At 60.2% G+C, this 17,828-nt stretch carries 19 protein-coding genes; 15 read left to right on the top strand and 4 right to left on the bottom strand.

Annotation, left to right across the window (positions count from 1 at the left end):
• The first annotated feature begins 86 nt into the window (after positions 1-86).
• Positions 87-1,574, top strand: coding sequence for a replicative DNA helicase (locus JZX89_RS00795; protein WP_149897954.1), 1,488 nt, complete (start codon positions 87-89; stop codon positions 1,572-1,574).
• 202 nt (positions 1,575-1,776) lie between these two features.
• Here JZX89_RS00795 and JZX89_RS00790 read toward each other — a convergent pair whose 3' ends face one another.
• From JZX89_RS00790 to JZX89_RS00780, 3 genes are all read right to left on the bottom strand, one after another.
• Positions 1,777-2,079 (bottom strand): AzlD family protein, encoded by a 303-nt coding sequence (locus tag JZX89_RS00790; protein WP_207132815.1) that lies wholly within the window; start codon positions 2,077-2,079, stop codon positions 1,777-1,779.
• Positions 2,076-2,780, bottom strand: a complete 705-nt coding sequence (locus JZX89_RS00785; protein ID WP_207132814.1) for an AzlC family ABC transporter permease — start codon at positions 2,778-2,780, stop codon at positions 2,076-2,078. Before JZX89_RS00785 ends, JZX89_RS00790 begins: the two co-directional genes overlap by 4 nt.
• Positions 2,781-2,871: 91 nt before the next feature.
• On the bottom strand, positions 2,872-3,729 hold the full coding sequence (locus JZX89_RS00780) for an AraC family transcriptional regulator (RefSeq protein WP_207132813.1): 858 nt from the start codon (positions 3,727-3,729) through the stop codon (positions 2,872-2,874).
• 86 nt (positions 3,730-3,815) lie between these two features.
• Between JZX89_RS00780 and alr the strand changes: the two genes are divergently transcribed.
• The 14 genes from alr (at position 3,816) to rarD (ending at position 15,982) form a co-directional block, all read left to right on the top strand.
• Complete coding sequence (gene alr / locus JZX89_RS00775) at positions 3,816-4,991, top strand: alanine racemase (protein WP_207132812.1); 1,176 nt, start codon at positions 3,816-3,818, stop codon at positions 4,989-4,991.
• Positions 4,992-5,056: 65 nt separating this feature from the next.
• A complete protein-coding gene (locus JZX89_RS00770; RefSeq protein ID WP_207132811.1) occupies positions 5,057-5,368 on the top strand; it encodes a type II toxin-antitoxin system ParD family antitoxin in 312 nt (103 codons plus the stop codon).
• Complete coding sequence (locus JZX89_RS00765; protein ID WP_153513491.1) at positions 5,307-5,615, top strand: type II toxin-antitoxin system RelE/ParE family toxin; 309 nt, start codon at positions 5,307-5,309, stop codon at positions 5,613-5,615. Before JZX89_RS00770 ends, JZX89_RS00765 begins: the two co-directional genes overlap by 62 nt.
• A 6-nt stretch (positions 5,616-5,621) precedes the next feature.
• Positions 5,622-7,028 (top strand): DNA repair protein RadA, encoded by a 1,407-nt coding sequence (gene radA, locus JZX89_RS00760; protein WP_149897960.1) that lies wholly within the window; start codon positions 5,622-5,624, stop codon positions 7,026-7,028.
• 89 nt (positions 7,029-7,117) lie between these two features.
• Positions 7,118-7,705 carry a CvpA family protein gene (locus JZX89_RS00755; protein ID WP_046798795.1) on the top strand — a complete coding sequence of 196 codons (588 nt, stop codon included), beginning with the start codon at positions 7,118-7,120 and terminating at the stop codon, positions 7,703-7,705.
• A gap of 138 nt (positions 7,706-7,843) precedes the next feature.
• Entirely contained in the window at positions 7,844-9,352 is a 1,509-nt protein-coding gene (gene purF / locus JZX89_RS00750) for an amidophosphoribosyltransferase (RefSeq protein ID WP_149897961.1), read from the top strand.
• 146 nt (positions 9,353-9,498) lie between these two features.
• Complete coding sequence (locus tag JZX89_RS00745; protein ID WP_149897962.1) at positions 9,499-10,239, top strand: SDR family NAD(P)-dependent oxidoreductase; 741 nt, start codon at positions 9,499-9,501, stop codon at positions 10,237-10,239.
• Positions 10,240-10,455: 216 nt separating this feature from the next.
• Positions 10,456-11,841: a cysteine--tRNA ligase gene (gene cysS, locus JZX89_RS00740; protein ID WP_207132810.1), complete on the top strand. Its 1,386-nt coding sequence runs from the start codon at positions 10,456-10,458 to the stop codon at positions 11,839-11,841.
• 253 nt (positions 11,842-12,094) lie between these two features.
• On the top strand, positions 12,095-12,463 hold the full coding sequence (locus JZX89_RS00735; RefSeq protein WP_207132809.1) for an endonuclease domain-containing protein: 369 nt from the start codon (positions 12,095-12,097) through the stop codon (positions 12,461-12,463).
• The gene (locus JZX89_RS00730; protein WP_207132808.1) at positions 12,460-12,936 is read left to right on the top strand and encodes a GFA family protein; all 477 of its coding nucleotides are present in this window, start codon (positions 12,460-12,462) and stop codon (positions 12,934-12,936) included. The genes JZX89_RS00735 and JZX89_RS00730 overlap by 4 nt, the downstream gene beginning before the upstream one ends.
• Positions 12,933-13,394 (top strand): GFA family protein, encoded by a 462-nt coding sequence (locus JZX89_RS00725; RefSeq protein WP_207132807.1) that lies wholly within the window; start codon positions 12,933-12,935, stop codon positions 13,392-13,394. The genes JZX89_RS00730 and JZX89_RS00725 overlap by 4 nt, the downstream gene beginning before the upstream one ends.
• Positions 13,394-13,879, top strand: coding sequence for a GFA family protein (locus JZX89_RS00720; RefSeq protein WP_207132806.1), 486 nt, complete (start codon positions 13,394-13,396; stop codon positions 13,877-13,879). Before JZX89_RS00725 ends, JZX89_RS00720 begins: the two co-directional genes overlap by 1 nt.
• Positions 13,876-14,832, top strand: a complete 957-nt coding sequence (pip, locus tag JZX89_RS00715; protein ID WP_207132805.1) for a prolyl aminopeptidase — start codon at positions 13,876-13,878, stop codon at positions 14,830-14,832. Before JZX89_RS00720 ends, pip begins: the two co-directional genes overlap by 4 nt.
• Before the next feature lie 241 nt (positions 14,833-15,073).
• Positions 15,074-15,982, top strand: a complete 909-nt coding sequence (gene rarD, locus JZX89_RS00710; RefSeq protein WP_207132804.1) for an EamA family transporter RarD — start codon at positions 15,074-15,076, stop codon at positions 15,980-15,982.
• A gap of 54 nt (positions 15,983-16,036) precedes the next feature.
• On the opposite strand, the gene JZX89_RS00705 is transcribed toward rarD, so the two are convergent.
• Positions 16,037-17,797 (bottom strand): peptidoglycan D,D-transpeptidase FtsI family protein, encoded by a 1,761-nt coding sequence (locus JZX89_RS00705; RefSeq protein WP_207132803.1) that lies wholly within the window; start codon positions 17,795-17,797, stop codon positions 16,037-16,039.
• Positions 17,798-17,828 lie beyond the last annotated feature (31 nt).

The raw sequence follows: 17,828 nt of genomic DNA, 5'->3' as shown, positions 1-17,828 counted from the left end.
TAGTGTTGCAACAATATCATTGACTGCCATGCCCCAGGAAGCCAAACCCAAGGCTTAAGGACAAGGCAAGGGAGATCGCGCAAACCATGAACGACGCTGTGAGAAAGATCACCCCCGCAGAACCGCATTACCGCGAGGCACCGAACAATATCGAGGCCGAACAGGCGCTGCTTGGCGCTATCCTCGTCAATAACGACGCCTATTACCGTGTTTCGGATTTTCTGAAGCCCGTGCATCTTTACGAAGCCCTGCATCGCAAGATTTTCGAGGTGGCGGGCGATATCATCCGCATGGGCAAGACCGCCAATCCGGTGACGATCAAGACCTTCCTGCCCGCCGACGACAAGGTCGGCGACCTGACGGTGGCGCAATATCTGGCGCGTCTGGCCGCAGAAGCCGTCTCGATCATCAACGCCGAGGATTACGGCCGGGCGATCTACGATCTGGCGCTGCGCCGCGCGCTGATCCAGATCGGCGAGGATGTCGTCAACATCGCCTTTGACGCGCCGCTGGACATGCCGCCGCAGGCGCAGATTGAAGACACCGAGCGCCGTCTGTTCGAACTGGCGGAAACCGGCCGTTACGACGGCGGCTTCCAGTCGTTCAACGATGCGGTTGCGCTGGCGATCGACATGGCGGGCGCCGCTTTCGAGCGTGACGGCAATCTCTCCGGCATTTCCACCGGCATTCATTCGCTTGACGCCCGCATGGGCGGCCTGCAGCGTTCCGACCTTATCGTACTTGCGGGTCGTCCGGGTATGGGCAAGACGTCGCTCGCCACCAACATCGCCTATAACATCGCGGCCTCCTATGATCAGGAAGTGCAGCCTGATGGTTCGTTCAAGGCGAAAAACGGCGGCGTCGTCGGTTTCTATTCGCTCGAAATGTCGTCCGAACAGCTGGCTACCCGTATCATTTCCGAGCAGACGGAAGTGTCGTCCTCGAAAATCCGCCGCGGTGACATCACTGAATCGGACTTCGAAAAGCTCGTCGCCTGCAGCCAGATGATGCAGAAGGTGCCGCTTTACATCGACCAGACCGGTGGTATCTCCATCGCCCAGCTCTCCGCCCGCGCGCGCCGCCTGAAGCGCCAGCGTGGCCTTGACGTTCTTGTCGTGGACTATATTCAGCTGATGACCGGCGCCGGAAAGAGCGGTGAAAACCGCGTGCAGGAAATCACCCAGATCACCACGGGTCTCAAGGCGCTCGGCAAGGAACTCAACGTTCCGATCATTGCGCTGTCACAGCTCTCCCGTGCGGTGGAAAGCCGCGAGGACAAGCGCCCGCAGCTTTCCGACCTGCGTGAATCCGGCTCCATCGAGCAGGACGCCGACGTTGTGCTGTTCGTGTTCCGCGAGGAATATTACGTCAAGAACATGGAGCCGCGGGATATTTCCGATCCCAAATATGCGGAGTGGGAAGCCCTTTTCGATAAGGTAAAAGGCACCGCCGACGTCATCATCGCCAAGCAGCGTCACGGACCGACAGGCACGGTGAAGCTCGCCTTCCAGTCCGAATTCACCCGTTTCGCGGATCTGGCCGACTCGAGCTTCAGCCAGTACGAGGAGCATTGATCCTGGAGCGCTTCCGCTTTTCTCCGAAACGCGAAAGCGCTCTATCTCTTTGTTTTACGCATTTTGCGGACGTAAAACCGCTTCGCACTTTTGACGGAAATGCTCGAACCGGATCATGAGGGCGAAACTGTTTTCGCCCTCACCGCCTACCCTGCGTTCGATATGAGCGAGGGAGTCTTTTCAGGGCCTTGGCAGGGTTTTCTTACAATCCGATTCCGCGCAGCAACGCCACCGTGACGACGCCGAGCGTGGCGGCCGGCAGCAGGCTGAGACGCAGCGCCGCAATCGCGGTCACCCCGCAGGCGATGGTTTCAGCCGGGCCGCTGGCAAGTGCTGTCGGCGTGACAACGGCCATCAGAACGGCGGGCGGCACCACACCGAGCGCCTTCTTCAGGCGGGGCGTAAGGGTGAAATGGCTGACCAGCAGCAGGCCACCCAGACGCGTGGCAACGGTTGCCGCCATCATGGCAAGGATCGTCAGCAGGGTATTGACATCAAGCGTCATGCCGGCTGCTCCGCCTGTTCTTCGTGACCGAAGGCAGCGACGGCAAGCCCCGCCAGGGCGCCGGCTGCAATATACCAGGCGCCCGGAACCAGCGCATGGGTGAGACAGGCGGCGGATGCGCTTGCCAGCAGCACGAAGCCTGTCTCCCTGCCCTTCCAGAACCCCATAAGCAGCACGATGAAGACGGCCGGGAAAGCGAAATCTAGACCGAGGATCGACATGTCGCCCATGACCGAGCCGAGCAGCGCGCCTGCAAGTGTGCTAAAGTTCCAGAGCAGATAGATCGGCAGCGCCGCGCCGATAAAAAAGGCTGCGGTCAAATTTGCCGTCATCGCCCGAAATTCCGACAGCGCCCAGGATTCATCCGTCAGCACCAGCATGGCCGCATATTTTCGCCAGCCGGTAAAATCATCCAGCTTGCCGGCGATGGAGGCGCTCATCAGCACATGGCGCAGATTGACCAGCAACGCGGCAAAGCCGAGTGCGCTCCAGCTCGCCGGATGTGTCCACAAATCCATGGCGACAAATTGCGAGCCGCCCGCAAAGACCAGCAGCGACATTAGCGAGGCTTCCAGCGGCGACAGGCCCTTGCCGATGGCGACCGCGCCGAACACCACGCCAATCGGCACCATGGCGACCAGCAAGGGGGCAGCAGCTCTCAGCCCCGCCCCGAATTCCGCGCGCTTTTCCGATATGGACATCGCATTCTCCTTTTCAGAAGAGTGCGATACGCCCGGAAAATCTAAAGGTCTTGAATGAAAGTGACATCGCGGCGCAAACGCAGGTGGCAGATCACGCCAGCCGGAATTGCCCCGGTGTGACGCCGGTGCGCGCCTTGAAATGCCGCGTGAAATGCGCCTGATCGGCAAAACCGCAAAGCGCCGCAACATCAGCCGGCATCTCACCAGCCCGCAGCAGCCGGCGCGCCTGCCGGATGCGCACATCCGTGAGATAGGCGTGCGGCGTGATATGAAATTCTCTCCTAAACGCCCGGATCAGATGCGCGCGGCTGAGACCGGCAATCGAGGCCAGCTCCTCCAGGCCGATATCCGTCTCGTAATTGTCGGACAGATAATCCCGGGCGGCATGAACAGCCGTTTTCTCGCGGGTTTCGATGGGCAGGAGGATGGCGCTGCCGTGCCTGCCGAACAGGGCGGCGAGAACCGAGAACATGCCCTCATCCGCTTCCAGAGCGCCGGATTTCGTTTCCAGCCGCCGGTGCGCCATCTGGAATGCTGCGGCCATCTGCGGATCGCGCGGCAGAAACCTTGGAAAAGACGGTGTGCCGTGAAAGACCCTGCCCGTGACATCCTCGATGACATCACGCAGCAGCAAGCTGTCGGGATAGATCATCCGGTAACGATAACCGCCGCCGCCCGGCGCGCCGTCGTGAACCTCATCCGGGTTGATGAGATAAAGATGGCCTGGCCCCGTCTGTTCGGTGGTGCCCTGAATGGTGGAAATCTGCGAGCCGCTTTCGATTGCGCCGATCGAGAAAGTATCATGCGCATGCGGCGAATATTCGTGGGTGAGAAACGTCGCGCTCAGACATTCCATGCCGCCGAAACGCCGGTCGCGCCAGAAACGCGTCGTTTCCGTCGCGGCTATCGGCATGACATCTATGGCCTGTTCCTGCGAAACATTGTGCATGAGCCGAGTTTAAAGCATTCGATCCTTACCGTCTTGAACAAAAGTGCTAGGGTCTGGCCGGTTCAAAAATCAACCGGACGCATGGCATGACAGACGACTTCGAAGACACATTTGCTGAAAATGAAACCGACGCTTTCGAACACGCGCCACTAAGGCTCACCATTGATCTCGGCGCGCTCGCCGACAATTGGCGGGATATGAAAAAGCGTTCGGGAAGCGCGCGGACGGCGGCTGTCGTCAAGGCCGATGCCTATGGTCTCGGCATCGAGGATTGCGGTGCCACCCTCTACCATGCCGGCGCGCGGGATTTCTTCGTGGCGACGGTGGCCGAGGGCGCTACCCTGCGTTCCTATGCCCCGGAAGCGCGCATCTTCGTGCTATCAGGCATCTGGCAGGGGCAGGAACGGCAGGTCTTCGACAATGATCTGGTGCCGGTGCTGGCCTCCGAGGAGCAGCTGTCCTTCTGGATGGCGACGGTGGCCGAGCGTGGCGACCACCCCTGCGCGCTGCATGTGGATACCGGCTTCAACCGGCTTGGGCTGCCGCTCGACGACGCGCTGTTTCTGGCCGACGACGTGACGCGGCCGGCGAGTTTCGATCCGGTTCTGGTGCTGTCGCATCTCGCCTGCGGCGATACGCCATCTTCGCCGATGAACCGGGTCCAGCTCGAATCATTCCGCAGGGTTAGCGGTGCTTTCGAAGGTATCGAATCAAGCCTTTCGGCATCTGCCGGAATATTTCTCGGCTCCGATTATCACTTCGACCTCACCCGCCCCGGCATCGCCCTTTATGGCGGCGAGGCGGTCAACGATATGCCCAACCCCATGCGGCCCGTCGCCAAGGCAGAGGCGCGGATCATTCAGATACGCGAGGCCGGCGAAGGCCAGACGGTGAGCTACGGCGGCAGCTTCCTGCTCAAACGCGCAAGCCGGCTCGCCATCGCCTCCGTGGGATATGCCGATGGGTATCAGCGTTCGCTTTCCGGCTCTGGCATTCCGCTGCGCGAAATGGGCCATGGCGGCGCATATGGCGTGGTCAATGGTTATAAGGTGCCGGTGGCCGGCCGCGTGACCATGGACCTGACCATTTTCGACGTCACGGATGTGCCCGCAAATGCCATTCGCAGCGGCGATTACATCGAGCTTTTCGGCCCGAATGTGCCGGTCGATGAGACCGCGCGGGCGGCCGGCACCATCGGCTATGAAATGCTGACAGGGCTTGGCCTGCGCTACGAGCGGCAATATCTGATGGCTGACGAGTAAGCTGAGACCTTAGCTCTTGGAAAGCGGAAGCGACCTATGCTACAAGAGAACAAAAGGAGATCGAAATGCCCGAAATCCATTTGAGCGAGCAGGACGAGAAGTTCATTGAGGAGCAGGTGGCGGCGGGCATCTTTGAGGATGCAGATGCGGTGATATCCGCCGGTTTGCGTCTGCTTGGCAGTAAGGAAGGCAAGCTCGTAGAGCTTCAGCGACTGATCCAGGAAGGGCTAGACGATGTGGAAGCCGGCCGGGTGATGGAATTTTCCACGGCGAATGATTTAACCGCACATATCATAAAGCTCGCGGGGGAACAGAATGAAGCGAAGGCGTCTGGTGATCACCGCACGGGCGCTGGACGATCTTCTCGCCGATCATAATTATATCGCGCAATTCAATCCCGTTGCTGCAAGGCGCTTTCTGGACGATATCAACGTTAAAATGATCTCGCTGGCACGATACGGGATAACAGGCGTACCTCGGAGCTTTGCGCCGAATTTGCGGGCTTTCCCCTATCGTGATCGGTGCATCTATTTCGTTGTCGATGACAAGAAGATGTATGTTCTGCGCGTGCTGCACGGCCATCAGGACATCTCCGCCAAAGATTTCAAACAAGAAGAAAACTGAAAACACATGGCCAAAGCCAAGACTCAATTCGTGTGCCAGAACTGTGGCACGGTGCATAACCGCTGGGCGGGGAAATGCGAAGGCTGCGGCGAGTGGAATACCATCGTCGAAGAAGACCCGATGGGCGGCATCGGTTCCGGGCCGGGCAAGGTGCCGAAGAAGGGCAGACCCGTCACGCTGACATCGCTGTCCGGCGAGATCGAGGAAGCGCCGCGCATTCCGACCGGCATCAGCGAACTGGACCGGGCGACCGGCGGCGGTTTCGTGCGCGGTTCGGCGGTCCTGATCGGCGGCGATCCGGGCATCGGCAAATCGACCCTGCTGATGCAGGCGGCGGCCGCCCTTTCGCGGCGCGGACACCGTGTCATCTATGTTTCGGGCGAAGAAGCCGTGGCGCAGGTGCGCCTGCGAGCCCAGCGACTTGGTTCTGCAGATACCGATGTGCTGCTGGCAGCGGAAACCAATGTCGAAGATATTCTGGCGACGGTTTCGGAAGGCAAACGGCCCGATCTCATCATCATCGATTCCATCCAGACACTGTGGAGCGACACGGCCGATTCCGCCCCCGGCACGGTGACGCAGGTGCGCACCGGCGTGCAGGCGATGATCCGTTTCGCCAAGCAGACGGGCGCGACCATGGTGCTTGTCGGCCATGTGACCAAGGAAGGCCAGATCGCCGGGCCGCGCGTGGTGGAGCACATGGTCGATGCCGTGCTTTATTTCGAAGGCGATCGTGGCCACCATTACCGTATTTTGCGCACCGTAAAGAACCGCTTCGGGCCGACGGACGAGATCGGCGTGTTCGAAATGTCGGATGGCGGTCTGCGGGAAGTCTCCAACCCCTCCGAACTGTTTCTGGGCGAGCGCAATGAAAAATCCCCCGGCGCTGCGGTTTTTGCCGGTATCGAAGGCACCCGTCCGGTGCTCGTCGAAGTGCAGGCGCTGGTGGCGGCCACCTCGCTTGGCACGCCGCGCCGTGCCGTCGTCGGCTGGGACAGTTCGCGGCTTGCGATGATTCTTGCGGTGCTGGAGGCCCATTGCGGCGTGAAGCTCGGTCAACACGACGTTTACCTCAATGTGGCGGGCGGATACCGTATTTCCGAACCGGCGGCGGATATGGCGATTGCCTCTGCACTGGTTTCCTCGCTTGCCGGTCTTGCCCTGCCGGCCGATTGCGTCTATTTCGGCGAAATCAGCCTGTCGGGTGCGGTGCGGCCGGTGGCGCACACGGTGCAGCGGTTGAAAGAAGCTGAGAAACTTGGTTTTTCCGCCGCACTTCTGCCGTCTGGTTCGGCTGAATTGCCGAAAGCGGGCAAGGGTCGCTGGACGGAAATTGAAAGCCTTCCGGACCTCGTGGCGCGCATCGCCGGCTCCGGCAACCGGTTCAAACAGGTTGAGGACGACGAATATTGATCCTTTCGCCAAGGGAAACAGTGGTGTAAGAGGATCGCAAAATTGGCAAGGCAGCGTCTGACAAGGCGTCGCACCTCCGGAGTTGGTATATGCCCATTACAATTTTCGACGGCATCGTCATCGCCGTTGTTCTTTTCTCCGCCGTTCTCGCGATGGTACGCGGTTTTTCCCGCGAGATTCTGTCGATCGCAAGCTGGGCCGGTTCGGTCGCCGCCGCTTATTATCTCTATCCGGTCCTGCTGCCCTATGCGCGCAACTATACCGATGATGACAAGATCGCCATTGCCGGTTCGGCTGGCGTGGTCTTCCTCGTCTCGCTGATCGTGATTTCTTTCATCACCTCGCGCATTGCCGATTTCATCATCGACAGCCGCATCGGCGCGCTGGACCGCACGCTCGGTTTCCTGTTCGGTGCAGCACGCGGCATTCTGCTGCTTGTCGTCGCGGTCGCCTTCTGGAACTGGCTGGTGGATGTGAAGACGCAGCCGGAATGGGTGACGCAGGCCAAGTCCAAGCCGTTCCTCGACGGGCTGGTGGGCAAGCTGGAGGCGGTTCTGCCTGACGATATCGAGCCGCAGATCCGCGCCCGTATCCTTGGAAAGCCACAGGAACCGACGGCCGCGCAGGCGCCTGCGGAAGATGTGCCGGCAACAAATCCGCCGGCAACGAATAATTGACACGAGGGTGCGCCTTGCAATGCATGCAAGGCGCGCTATTTGTGCTAAATATCAAGCATGACACAGAGAGACCGACCGGGAGACATGCTCACCGGAGGGGTCTTTCTTTTTTCTCGTTAGAGAGCAAGGGCAAGCCGGATGATTGAGCCGCTTTCGCATTCCCCGTTCCCTGGGGCCACTTTCAAGGAAGAGATCGACGGCGATACGCTGCATGAAGAATGCGGCGTTTTCGGCATTCTCGGCCATGCCGACGCCTCGGCGCTCACCGCTCTCGGCCTCCATGCGCTTCAGCATCGTGGCCAGGAGGCAGCGGGCATCGTCTCCTTCGATGGCAAGCGCTTCCACCAGGAACGCCATATGGGCCTCGTCGGCGATCATTATACAAATCCCGTCACGCTTGCCCGCCTGCCCGGCTCCATCGCCATTGGCCACACGCGTTACTCCACGACAGGCGAAGTGGCGATGCGCAACGTGCAGCCGTTGTTTGCCGAGCTGGAAGAAGGCGGCATTTCGATTGCCCATAACGGCAATTTCACCAACGGCCTGACGCTGCGCCGCCAGATCATCGCCACCGGCGCCATCTGCCAGTCGACATCGGATACCGAAGTCGTTCTCCACCTCATCGCCCGCTCGCGCCACTCCTCTACCGCCGACCGTTTCATCGACGCTATCAGGCAGATGGAAGGCGGTTATTCGATGCTGGCGATGACGCGTACCAAGCTGATCGCCGCGCGCGACCCGATCGGTATCCGCCCGTTGGTCATGGGCGAACTTGATGGCAAGCCGATCTTCTGTTCGGAAACCTGTGCTCTCGATATCATCGGCGCGAAATTCGTCCGCGACGTTGAAAATGGCGAAGTCATCATCTGCGAAATCCAGCCGGATGGCTCGATCACCATCGATGCGCGCAAGCCGTCTAAGCCGCAGCCGGAACGCCTCTGCCTGTTCGAATATGTCTATTTTGCCCGTCCCGATTCCGTCGTCGGCGGCCGCAACGTCTATACGACGCGCAAGAATATGGGCATGAACCTTGCCAAAGAAGCACCGCTGGAAGCCGATGTCGTTGTCCCGGTTCCCGATGGCGGCACGCCGGCGGCGCTCGGTTTTGCGCAGGCAAGCGGCATTCCGTTCGAATACGGCATCATCCGCAACCATTATGTCGGCCGCACCTTCATCGAGCCGACGCAGCAGATCCGTGCTTTCGGCGTCAAGCTCAAGCATTCCGCCAACCGGGCGATGATCGAAGGCAAGCGCGTTGTGCTGGTGGATGATTCCATCGTGCGCGGTACGACCTCGGTCAAGATCGTGCAAATGATCCGCGAGGCGGGCGCCAAGGAAGTGCATATCCGTGTCGCCAGCCCGATGATCTTCCATCCGGATTTCTACGGTATCGACACGCCTGATGCGGACAAGCTGCTCGCCAACCAATATGCCGATGTCGAGGCGATGGCGAAATTCATCGGCGCCGATTCGCTGGCTTTCCTGTCGATCGACGGGCTTTACCGCGCCGTCGGCGGCGAGAACCGCAACCATGCGCGGCCGCAGTTTACGGATCATTATTTCACCGGCGACTATCCAACCCGCCTTCTCGACCAGAATGGCGAGGCGATGGGCAGCAAGATTTCCATGCTGGCCAGCAACGGCTGATAGCCCGAATGAACAAGCGGCCACCGGCTTCCGGGGGCCGCTTTTTTCTTGCCTTTTGTTCAGGCCGTCCCGTGCGACGATTTAATCGCTTGCAGCCGGCCGCTGTGGCTTCGTAAAAGGAGGCGCAATCATTTCGGAGGGGCAACATGACCATCAATCTCAAGGGCCGGATCGCGCTCGTCACCGGCGCTTCGCGCGGTATCGGTTATTTCACGGCGCTGGAACTGGCCAAGGCCGGCGCGCATGTCATAGCCTGCGCCCGCACGGTTGGCGGCCTTGAGGAACTGGACGACGCCATCAAGGCTGTCGGCGGCACGGCGACGCTGGTTCCCTTCGACCTCTCCGACATGAATGCCATTGACGCTTTGGGCGCCAATATTTTCGAGCGCTGGGGCAAGCTCGATATTCTCGTCGCCAATGCCGGTGTTCTCGGCGTCATCTCGCCGGTTGGCCATATCGAGGCCAAGGTCTTCGAGCGGGTGATGACCATCAATGTCACCGCCACTTGGCGGCTGATCCGCTCGGTTGAGCCGCTGCTGCTGCGATCGGACGCCGGCCGTGCGCTGATCCTGTCTTCGGGGGCCGCCCATAGCTGTCGCCCCTTCTGGGGTGTCTATTCCACCTCCAAGGCTGCGGTGGAAGCACTCGCCCGCACCTGGGCCGCAGAGACCGAAAAAAGCGCGCTGCGCATCAACAGCGTCAATCCCGGCGCTACACGCACCGCCATGCGCGCCCAGGCCATGCCCGGCGAAGATCCCGCAGATGTGCCGCATCCTTCCGAGGTCGCCGCCGCCATTCTTCCGCTTGCATCGCCTGAGCTTGCCGAAACCGGCAAGCTCTTTGTCGTGCGGGACAGGAAATTCGTGGACTACCGCCTGCCGGAGTGACTATTTCATGCTCTGGGAGCCGATGCGGTCACCACGGATGCTCTTGACCGGACGGCACCGCCGCGCCATAAGGCAAGACATGAAAACAACGATCTGCACCTGCTGCTGAATAAATTTTGCTGGTTCGCCGCCGGCCAGATCGTTTTCGTCTCCCCGCAAGGTCCAACAGACAAACGGTCCGGTCAGGACAATTGACTGCCTTTAGGGAACACCCGCATGTCCTTGCGCCTCAAACTCCACAACACCCTGACACGCGAAAAGGCGGAATTTGCGCCGATCGACGCCGATAATGTGCGCATGTATGTCTGCGGCCCGACGGTCTATGATTTTGCCCATATCGGCAATGCGCGCCCGGTCATCGTGTTCGATGTTCTCTACCGGCTGCTGCGTCACGTCTATGGCGAGACCCACGTGACCTATGCCCGCAACATCACCGATCTCGATGACAAGATCAATGCGCGGGCGCTGCGCGACTATCCGCATCTGCCGCTGAACGACGCGATCCATGCGGTGACGAAAAAGACCGCCGACCAGTTCCATGAGGATGTGGCCATGCTCGGCTGCCTTCCGCCGACCGTCGAACCGCGCGCCACCGATTATATCGCCGAGATGATCGACCTCATCGAAAGACTGATCGCCCGCGGCCATGCCTATACGGCGGGCGGCGAGGTGCTGTTCGATACCCGCTCGATGGCCGACTACGGCCAGCTTTCGAAGCGGCCTCTGGACGAGCAGCAGGCGGGCGCACGCGTGGCGGTGGAAGCCCACAAGAAGACCCCGGGCGATTTCGTGCTGTGGAAACTGTCCTCGCATAACGAGCCGGGCTGGGAGAGCCCGTGGGGCCGTGGTCGTCCCGGCTGGCACATCGAATGCTCGGCCATGGCCGGGCGATACCTCGGCGAGGTGTTCGACATTCACGGGGGCGGGCTCGATCTCATCTTCCCACATCACGAGAACGAAATCGCGCAATCGCGCTGCGCCCATGGCACGCATGTCATGGCCAATGTGTGGATGCATAACGGCTTCGTGCAGGTGGAAGGCCGCAAGATGTCGAAGTCCGAAGGCAACTTCGTGACCATCTATGAATTGCTGCACACGGAAAAGTTCGGCGGTCGCCAATGGCCGGGCGACGTGCTTCGTCTTGCGATGCTGATGACGCATTATCGCGAACCGATCGACTTTTCGGTGAAGCGTCTGGAAGAGGCCGAACGCCTGCTGGCCAAGTGGCCGACGGCTGATGCCTCTGACGCAGCACCGGATGAAACGGTACTCGAGGCGCTTGCCGACGACCTCAACACCGTTGCCGCCGTGCAGGCGCTGCACGCGCTGGCGCACGCCGCCAATGTGGACCCTTCCAAGCTGCCGGCCTTCGCGGCCAGCGCCGCTTTGCTTGGTGTTTTGCCCAAGAAGGCGGAAGTGGATGAGGCTATCGTTTCGGCTGTCGATGCGCTGGTGGAATTGCGGCTCGAGATGCTGAAGGCGAAGAACTTTGCGGAGGCTGACCGGTTGCGCGACGAGCTTTCGGAGAAGGGCATTCAGTTGAAGGATGGCAAGGACAAGGAGACGGGCGAGCGGACGACGACGTGGGAGTTGAAGCGGTAAGCTGCGGTTCGCCGCTTACCCCCCTCTGCCCTGCCGGGCATCTCCCCCACAGGTGGGGAGATCGGCTCGTAGTTAGGCCCCGCATTTCTCTTCGGTCGAAATTGAGCGACGCAGGCGCGTCATGCCGATCTCCCCCCTTGTGGGGGAGATGCCCGGCAGGGCAGAGGGGGGTATCCTCGCTCACCACAATCCGCTTGCGGTTTTGAGCTAGCTCGACCAATCTAAGGCGAGGCACTAAACGACGAGCCAAATCATGCCGCATGCAGACGTAGACCCGATGCATCGCAAATACGCGAAGCAGATGCGGAAAGTAATGACGGATGCCGAGCTGAAGCTCTGGAACGCTATTCGCGCCCATCGCCTTGAAGGCTTGAGTTTCCGCAGACAAATGCCGATTGCCGGTTTTATCGTCGATTTTGCCTGTTCCGATCATCGCCTTGTTATCGAGATCGATGGCTCTCAACATACATCCGAGGCAGCATTACGGTACGATAATGAAAGAACCGCCCGGCTTGAAAAAGACGGCTGGACCGTCCTCCGCTTCTGGAACGATGATATCCTCAAAGACATCGATAATGTCTGTCTCCACATTATCCGAACGGTAAAGGAGAACCAACCATGACCACCCATACCGGCGGATGCCAGTGCGGCGCGATCCGCTTTCGCGCGACCGGCGATCTGAAAGACAGCTCCGTCTGCCATTGCCGCATGTGCCAGAAGGCTTTCGGGGCTTATTATGCGCCGCTGGTCTCCGTGCGTGAGGTCGAATTCGAATGGACACGCGGTGAGCCGAAGCGCTTCCAGTCTTCCAGTGTCGTCAAGCGCGGCTTCTGCCCGGAATGCGGCACGCCTTTGACCTATGAGGCGCCGGATGGCATGGCGGTTGCCGCCGGTGCTTTCGACGATCCAGCCGCCCTGCCGCCGACCATTCAGTGGGGCGTCGAGCGCAAGATCGATTTCGTCGACAGCATCCACACGCTGCCCGCCGTTCCCACGGAAGACGACCTGGCCTCGGTGGACTATCTCACCAACCTGATCTCCTATCAGCATCCCGACCACGACACCGAAAGCTGGCCGCCGGAGAGCAGAAAATGAGTGAAGCGGGCTTTTCCGGCGGCTGCCAGTGCGGTGCGGTGCGTTTTCACGCCGGCAAGCTTGGCCGGGCCTCCATCTGCCATTGCCGCATGTGCCAGAAACATTTCGGCAATTTCTTCGGCGCGCTGGTCAGCGCCGATCAGGCGCATCTGGTCTGGACACGCGGCCAGCCTGCCCTCTTCCGCTCCTCAACCAAGATCCATCGCGGTTTCTGCAACAAATGCGGCACGCCGCTGACCTATCATTATCCGGGTGGCGTAGAGATCGCCATCGGCGCTTTCGATCACCCCGAGCGGATCGAGCCGCAGGTGCAGGTCAATTTTCACAAGCGCATGCCGTGGATCGAGCAGCTATTTTCCAAACCGGCCGTGGAACAGGGCGTGGACGAGGCCGAGATCAACTCCTATCAGCACCCGGATCACGACACTCAGGTCTGGCCGCCGGAAGAAGGTCGCTGATGGGCGAGCTGACGGGCTTTTCCGGCGGCTGCCAGTGCGGCGAAGTGCGTTACCGGATCAAGGGCGGGTTGCGCTATCCGCATCTATGCCATTGCCGCATGTGCCAGAAGGCGTCGGGCAATTATTTCATGCCACTTGCGGCAAGTACCCTCACGCAGTTTGAGATGACCCGCGGCGAAGCATCATGGTTCCAGTCTTCCGACCATGTGCGCCGCGGTTTTTGCGGCCGCTGCGGCACGCCGCTTTTTTATGACATGCCGGGCGCCGATTTCATCAATATTACCCTTGGTTCGCTGGATGAGCCAGAGCGGATAAAACCGGAGGCGCAGTCCAATCTCACCAGCAAGATGCACTGGTTTTCCGAGCTTGACGGCTTGCCGGTCGAGCCGGAACCTGCAACGGATGACGCGCCCGCGCCGGTGAACAGCCGGCAGCATCCGGACCACGACACGGCCAAATGGCCACCAGAGGACAGTAATCCATGACCGAAGAACTGCGCGGCTTTTACCCCGAGATCGAACCTTTCGAGACCGGTATGCTCGATGTCGGCGATGGGCATGTGATCTATTGGGAACGGGTGGGCACGCGTGGCGCGAAACCGGCGGTTTTCCTCCATGGCGGTCCCGGCGGCGGGGTGAACCCAACGCATCGCCGGGTTTTCGATCCGGCACTTTACGACGTCATCCTGTTCGATCAGCGCGGCTGCGGCCGTTCCACGCCGCATGCGGAACTGGAGACCAACACCACCTGGCATCTGGTCGCCGACATTGAAAGGCTGCGCGAACTCTTCGGCTTCGAAAAATGGCTGGTGTTCGGCGGCTCCTGGGGCTCGACGCTGGCGCTCGCCTATGCCGAAACCCATCCCAACCGCGTGAGCGAACTGGTTCTGCGCGGTATCTATACCGTCACCCGGCCGGAGCTGGACTGGTATTACCAGTTCGGCGTCTCGGAAATGTATCCGGACCAGTGGGAAAAATTCATCGCGCCCATCCCGGAGGCTGCGCGCGGAGAGATGATGCAGGCCTATAATCGCTATCTCACCGGCACTGACGAGGCAAAGAAGCTTGAATGCGCCAAGGCATGGAGCCAGTGGGAAGGCGCGACCATCGCGCTTGTCACCGATCCTGACCGTGTCGAGGATTTCGGCGAAGATAAATATGCCATCGCGTTTGCACGCATCGAGAACCACTTCTTCGTTAATGCCGGCTGGCTGGAGGAAGGGCAACTGCTGCGCGATGCCGGCAAGCTTGGGGATATTCCTGGTGTCATCGTGCACGGGCGTTACGACATGCCCTGCCCGCTGAAATATGCCTGGCAGCTGGCCAAGGCATGGCCGAAGGCGGATTTCCACATTGTCGAGGCGGCTGGACATGCGATGAGTGAGCCGGGCATTCTTGACCAGCTGATCCGCGCCAACGATCGCTTTGCCGGGAAATAAGAGTCTTTTCAGCTGCTTAAAACAGCCGGATGAGACAATGATTCATGTGGGGTTTCACATGGGGTTTCACGGGGGATTTCCCGCGTGGAGCGCCCGGACGGTTACGGTAGCAGCTTATTTCAAGAGCAAAGCGCCTGTTATTCATGCAGTTTTTCTCATGAACCCTTCACGGAAATGAATTGGCCGCCACTGTGGCGATCCGCTATAAAACGCCATCCGAACAATTTTGGCGGTACTCCCCATGGCACTCGACAAATCGCTCCCGGCCCAAGAGGGCGGCGACAGCGCGCGCGGTTTTGCTTTCGCGCTCTCCGCATATCTGCTGTGGGGCTTCCTTCCCATCTACATGAAGGCGGTTGCGCATATTTCTCCGATCGAAGTCATCGTGCATCGCGTCATCTGGTCGGTGCCGATTGCAGCGGCAGTGCTGATTGCGCTGGGTCGGACAACGGAAATCCGCTCAGCACTGAAAAACCCGAAGATGCTGGCCATGGCGAGCCTCACCGCCGCCCTCATCAGCATCAACTGGGGCGTCTATATCTGGTCCATCGGCGCGGGCCGCGCGCTGGATGCCGCGCTTGGCTATTTCATCAATCCGCTGTTCAGCATCTTCCTCGGAGCTGTTCTCCTGAAGGAAAAACTCTATCTGGCGCAGATCGCAGCCATCGGCCTCGTCGCGCTGGCGGTGGCAATCCTCACCTGGCATGCCGGCAGCTTGCCCTGGGTGTCCATCGCGCTGACTGTTTCCTGGGGTTTTTACGCCTTTTTCCGCAAGACATTGCCGATTGGTGCGACGCAGGGCTTCCTGCTGGAAGTCATGCTGCTGTCCATTCCGGCCGTGCTGGTCATGGCCTGGTTGGGCTTCAGCGGACAGGCGCATTTCATGGGCGGCAATTCCGCCGACACCTGGCTTCTGGCGGCAAGCGGCGTAGTCACCGCCGTTCCGCTCATTCTCTACGGCAATGGCGCAAAACTGCTGCGGCTATCGACCATCGGCATCATGCAATATATTGCGCCGACGATGATCTTCCTCATCGCCATCTTCATCTTCAAGGAACCCTTCGACACCGTGCGGATGGCGGCGTTTGCGATGATCTGGGTAGCGTTGGCGATCTATACCGGCTCCAGCCTGATGCGGCTCAAGCGGTAATCTGGCTCCTTCCCTCGTTCCTGTGCCCGTCGCGGGAACAAGGAGAGGCAGATATCAATAGTCCATCAGCAATTGCGGATCCGCTTCGTAACCAAAACGCGGTTTGACACCGAGGAGCGCTGCTGTCTGGGCGACGATTTCGCGGATCATCGGCGCTGCGGTGGAGGCAGCCGTGCGCCCGCCATTCTCGCCCGTCTTCGGCGCATCAATCATCGACAGCACGACATATCTCGGCCTGTGCATCGGAAAGGCGGCGACGAAGCTGTTGAAATTGATATTCTTGGCATATCGGCCGTTGATGACCTTGTCGGCGGTGCCGGTCTTGCCGCCGACGTGAAATCCTTCGACCTGCGCACGCCTGCCGGAGCCCTTGATACCGTTCCAATTGAAAAGATACCGCATATCGGCGCTGGTCTTTCCCTTGATGACGGCACGGGAAACCGTTGCCGCATCTTCCCTTGAACGCGACAGGAAAGTCGGCGAAATCAGGTTTCCGCCATTGATAAGCGCTGCGGCGGCAACCGCCGTCTGCAACGGCGTGGTGGCGATACCGTGCCCGAAGGAAATGGTGACGGAATTGATCTTCTTCCACATCCTCGGCTGGGTAGGCATGGCCACACCAGGCATTTCGGTCTCCATGCGCGACAGCAGCCCGAGTTTCGTCAGGAACTGCTGGTGGCCTTCGACACCGACCATGTCGGCAACCGCGGCCGTGCCGATGTTGGATGAGTATTGAAACACTTCCGCGATTGAAAGCGGGCGGTTCTTGCCCCAGAAATCCTTGATGGTGAAGCCGCCCATGCGGATCGGCCGCGACGCATCGACCACCGAATTCAACGTGATCGCGCCGGCATCCAGCCCCATGGCGAGCGTGAAGCTCTTGAAGGTCGAGCCCATCTCGAAGGTGGCATTGCTCATCCGGTTGAACCAGCCCTTTTCATACTCCCTGTCGATGCTGCCATCGGCAAGGTTACGGGACGGTTCGTTGGGGTCGTAGTCCGGCACCGAGGCCATGGCCAGCACCTCGCCCGTCTCCACATCCAGGATCACCGCACCCGCCGCTTCCGCCTGATAGTCGGTTTTCGCCTTCATGACGATCTCACGGACGATGTTCTGCACCCGCAGATCGATCGACAGTTTCACCGGCTCCAGCGCCACGCCGCTTGCGAGACCGGTGGCGCGCAGATCGGCGAGCCCCTGCTGGTCGAGATAACGCTCCATGCCGGCAAGGCCCTGATTATCGACATTCACGTGGCCGATAATATGCGAGGCCGTCGGGCCACCCGGATAAAACCGGCGTTTTTCCGGCCGGAAGCCGATGCCGGGTATGCCGAGATTGAGGATATCCGCCTGCTGACGGGGCGTGAGCTGGCGTCGCAGCCATTGGAAGCCGGTATCCGAGCGCAATCTGCGGTGCGTGTCGCGCCAGTCGAGATTGGGAATGACGGTCGCCAGCTTCTCCACCACCTCATCCGGATCGACCACCCGGCGCGGATCGGCATAAAGCGACACCATGTTGAGATCGGTCGCCAGCAGCTTGCCGTTGCGGTCGACGATATCCGGCCGCGACGCGACGGCGGTGGCGCCGGTGTTGATCCACGCCGTTGCGACGGGTTCCGCAATCCCATATTGAACGAGGCGCGCAGCCACGACGGCATAGATCGCGACGAAAACGGCGATCAGGATACCGAGCCGCATGCGCGTATCCACCCGGCGGCGAGCGGCAGAGCCAAGCACGCCTTCCCTGCCCCGCAACGGGCTTCTCTGAATAATGAAATGTGTCCGGCTTTTAAGCCGCACCACAAAAGCAATCATTTCCTGATGCACCCAATCTCATGGCGGCGAA

The sequence above is a fragment of the Agrobacterium burrii genome (genome assembly GCF_017313405.1).
In the GTDB taxonomy this organism is placed as follows: Bacteria; Pseudomonadota; Alphaproteobacteria; order Rhizobiales; family Rhizobiaceae; genus Agrobacterium; species Agrobacterium burrii.
The sequence above is the reverse complement of the archived record's forward strand: the minus strand, read 5'-3'. Positions and strand labels throughout refer to the sequence as shown.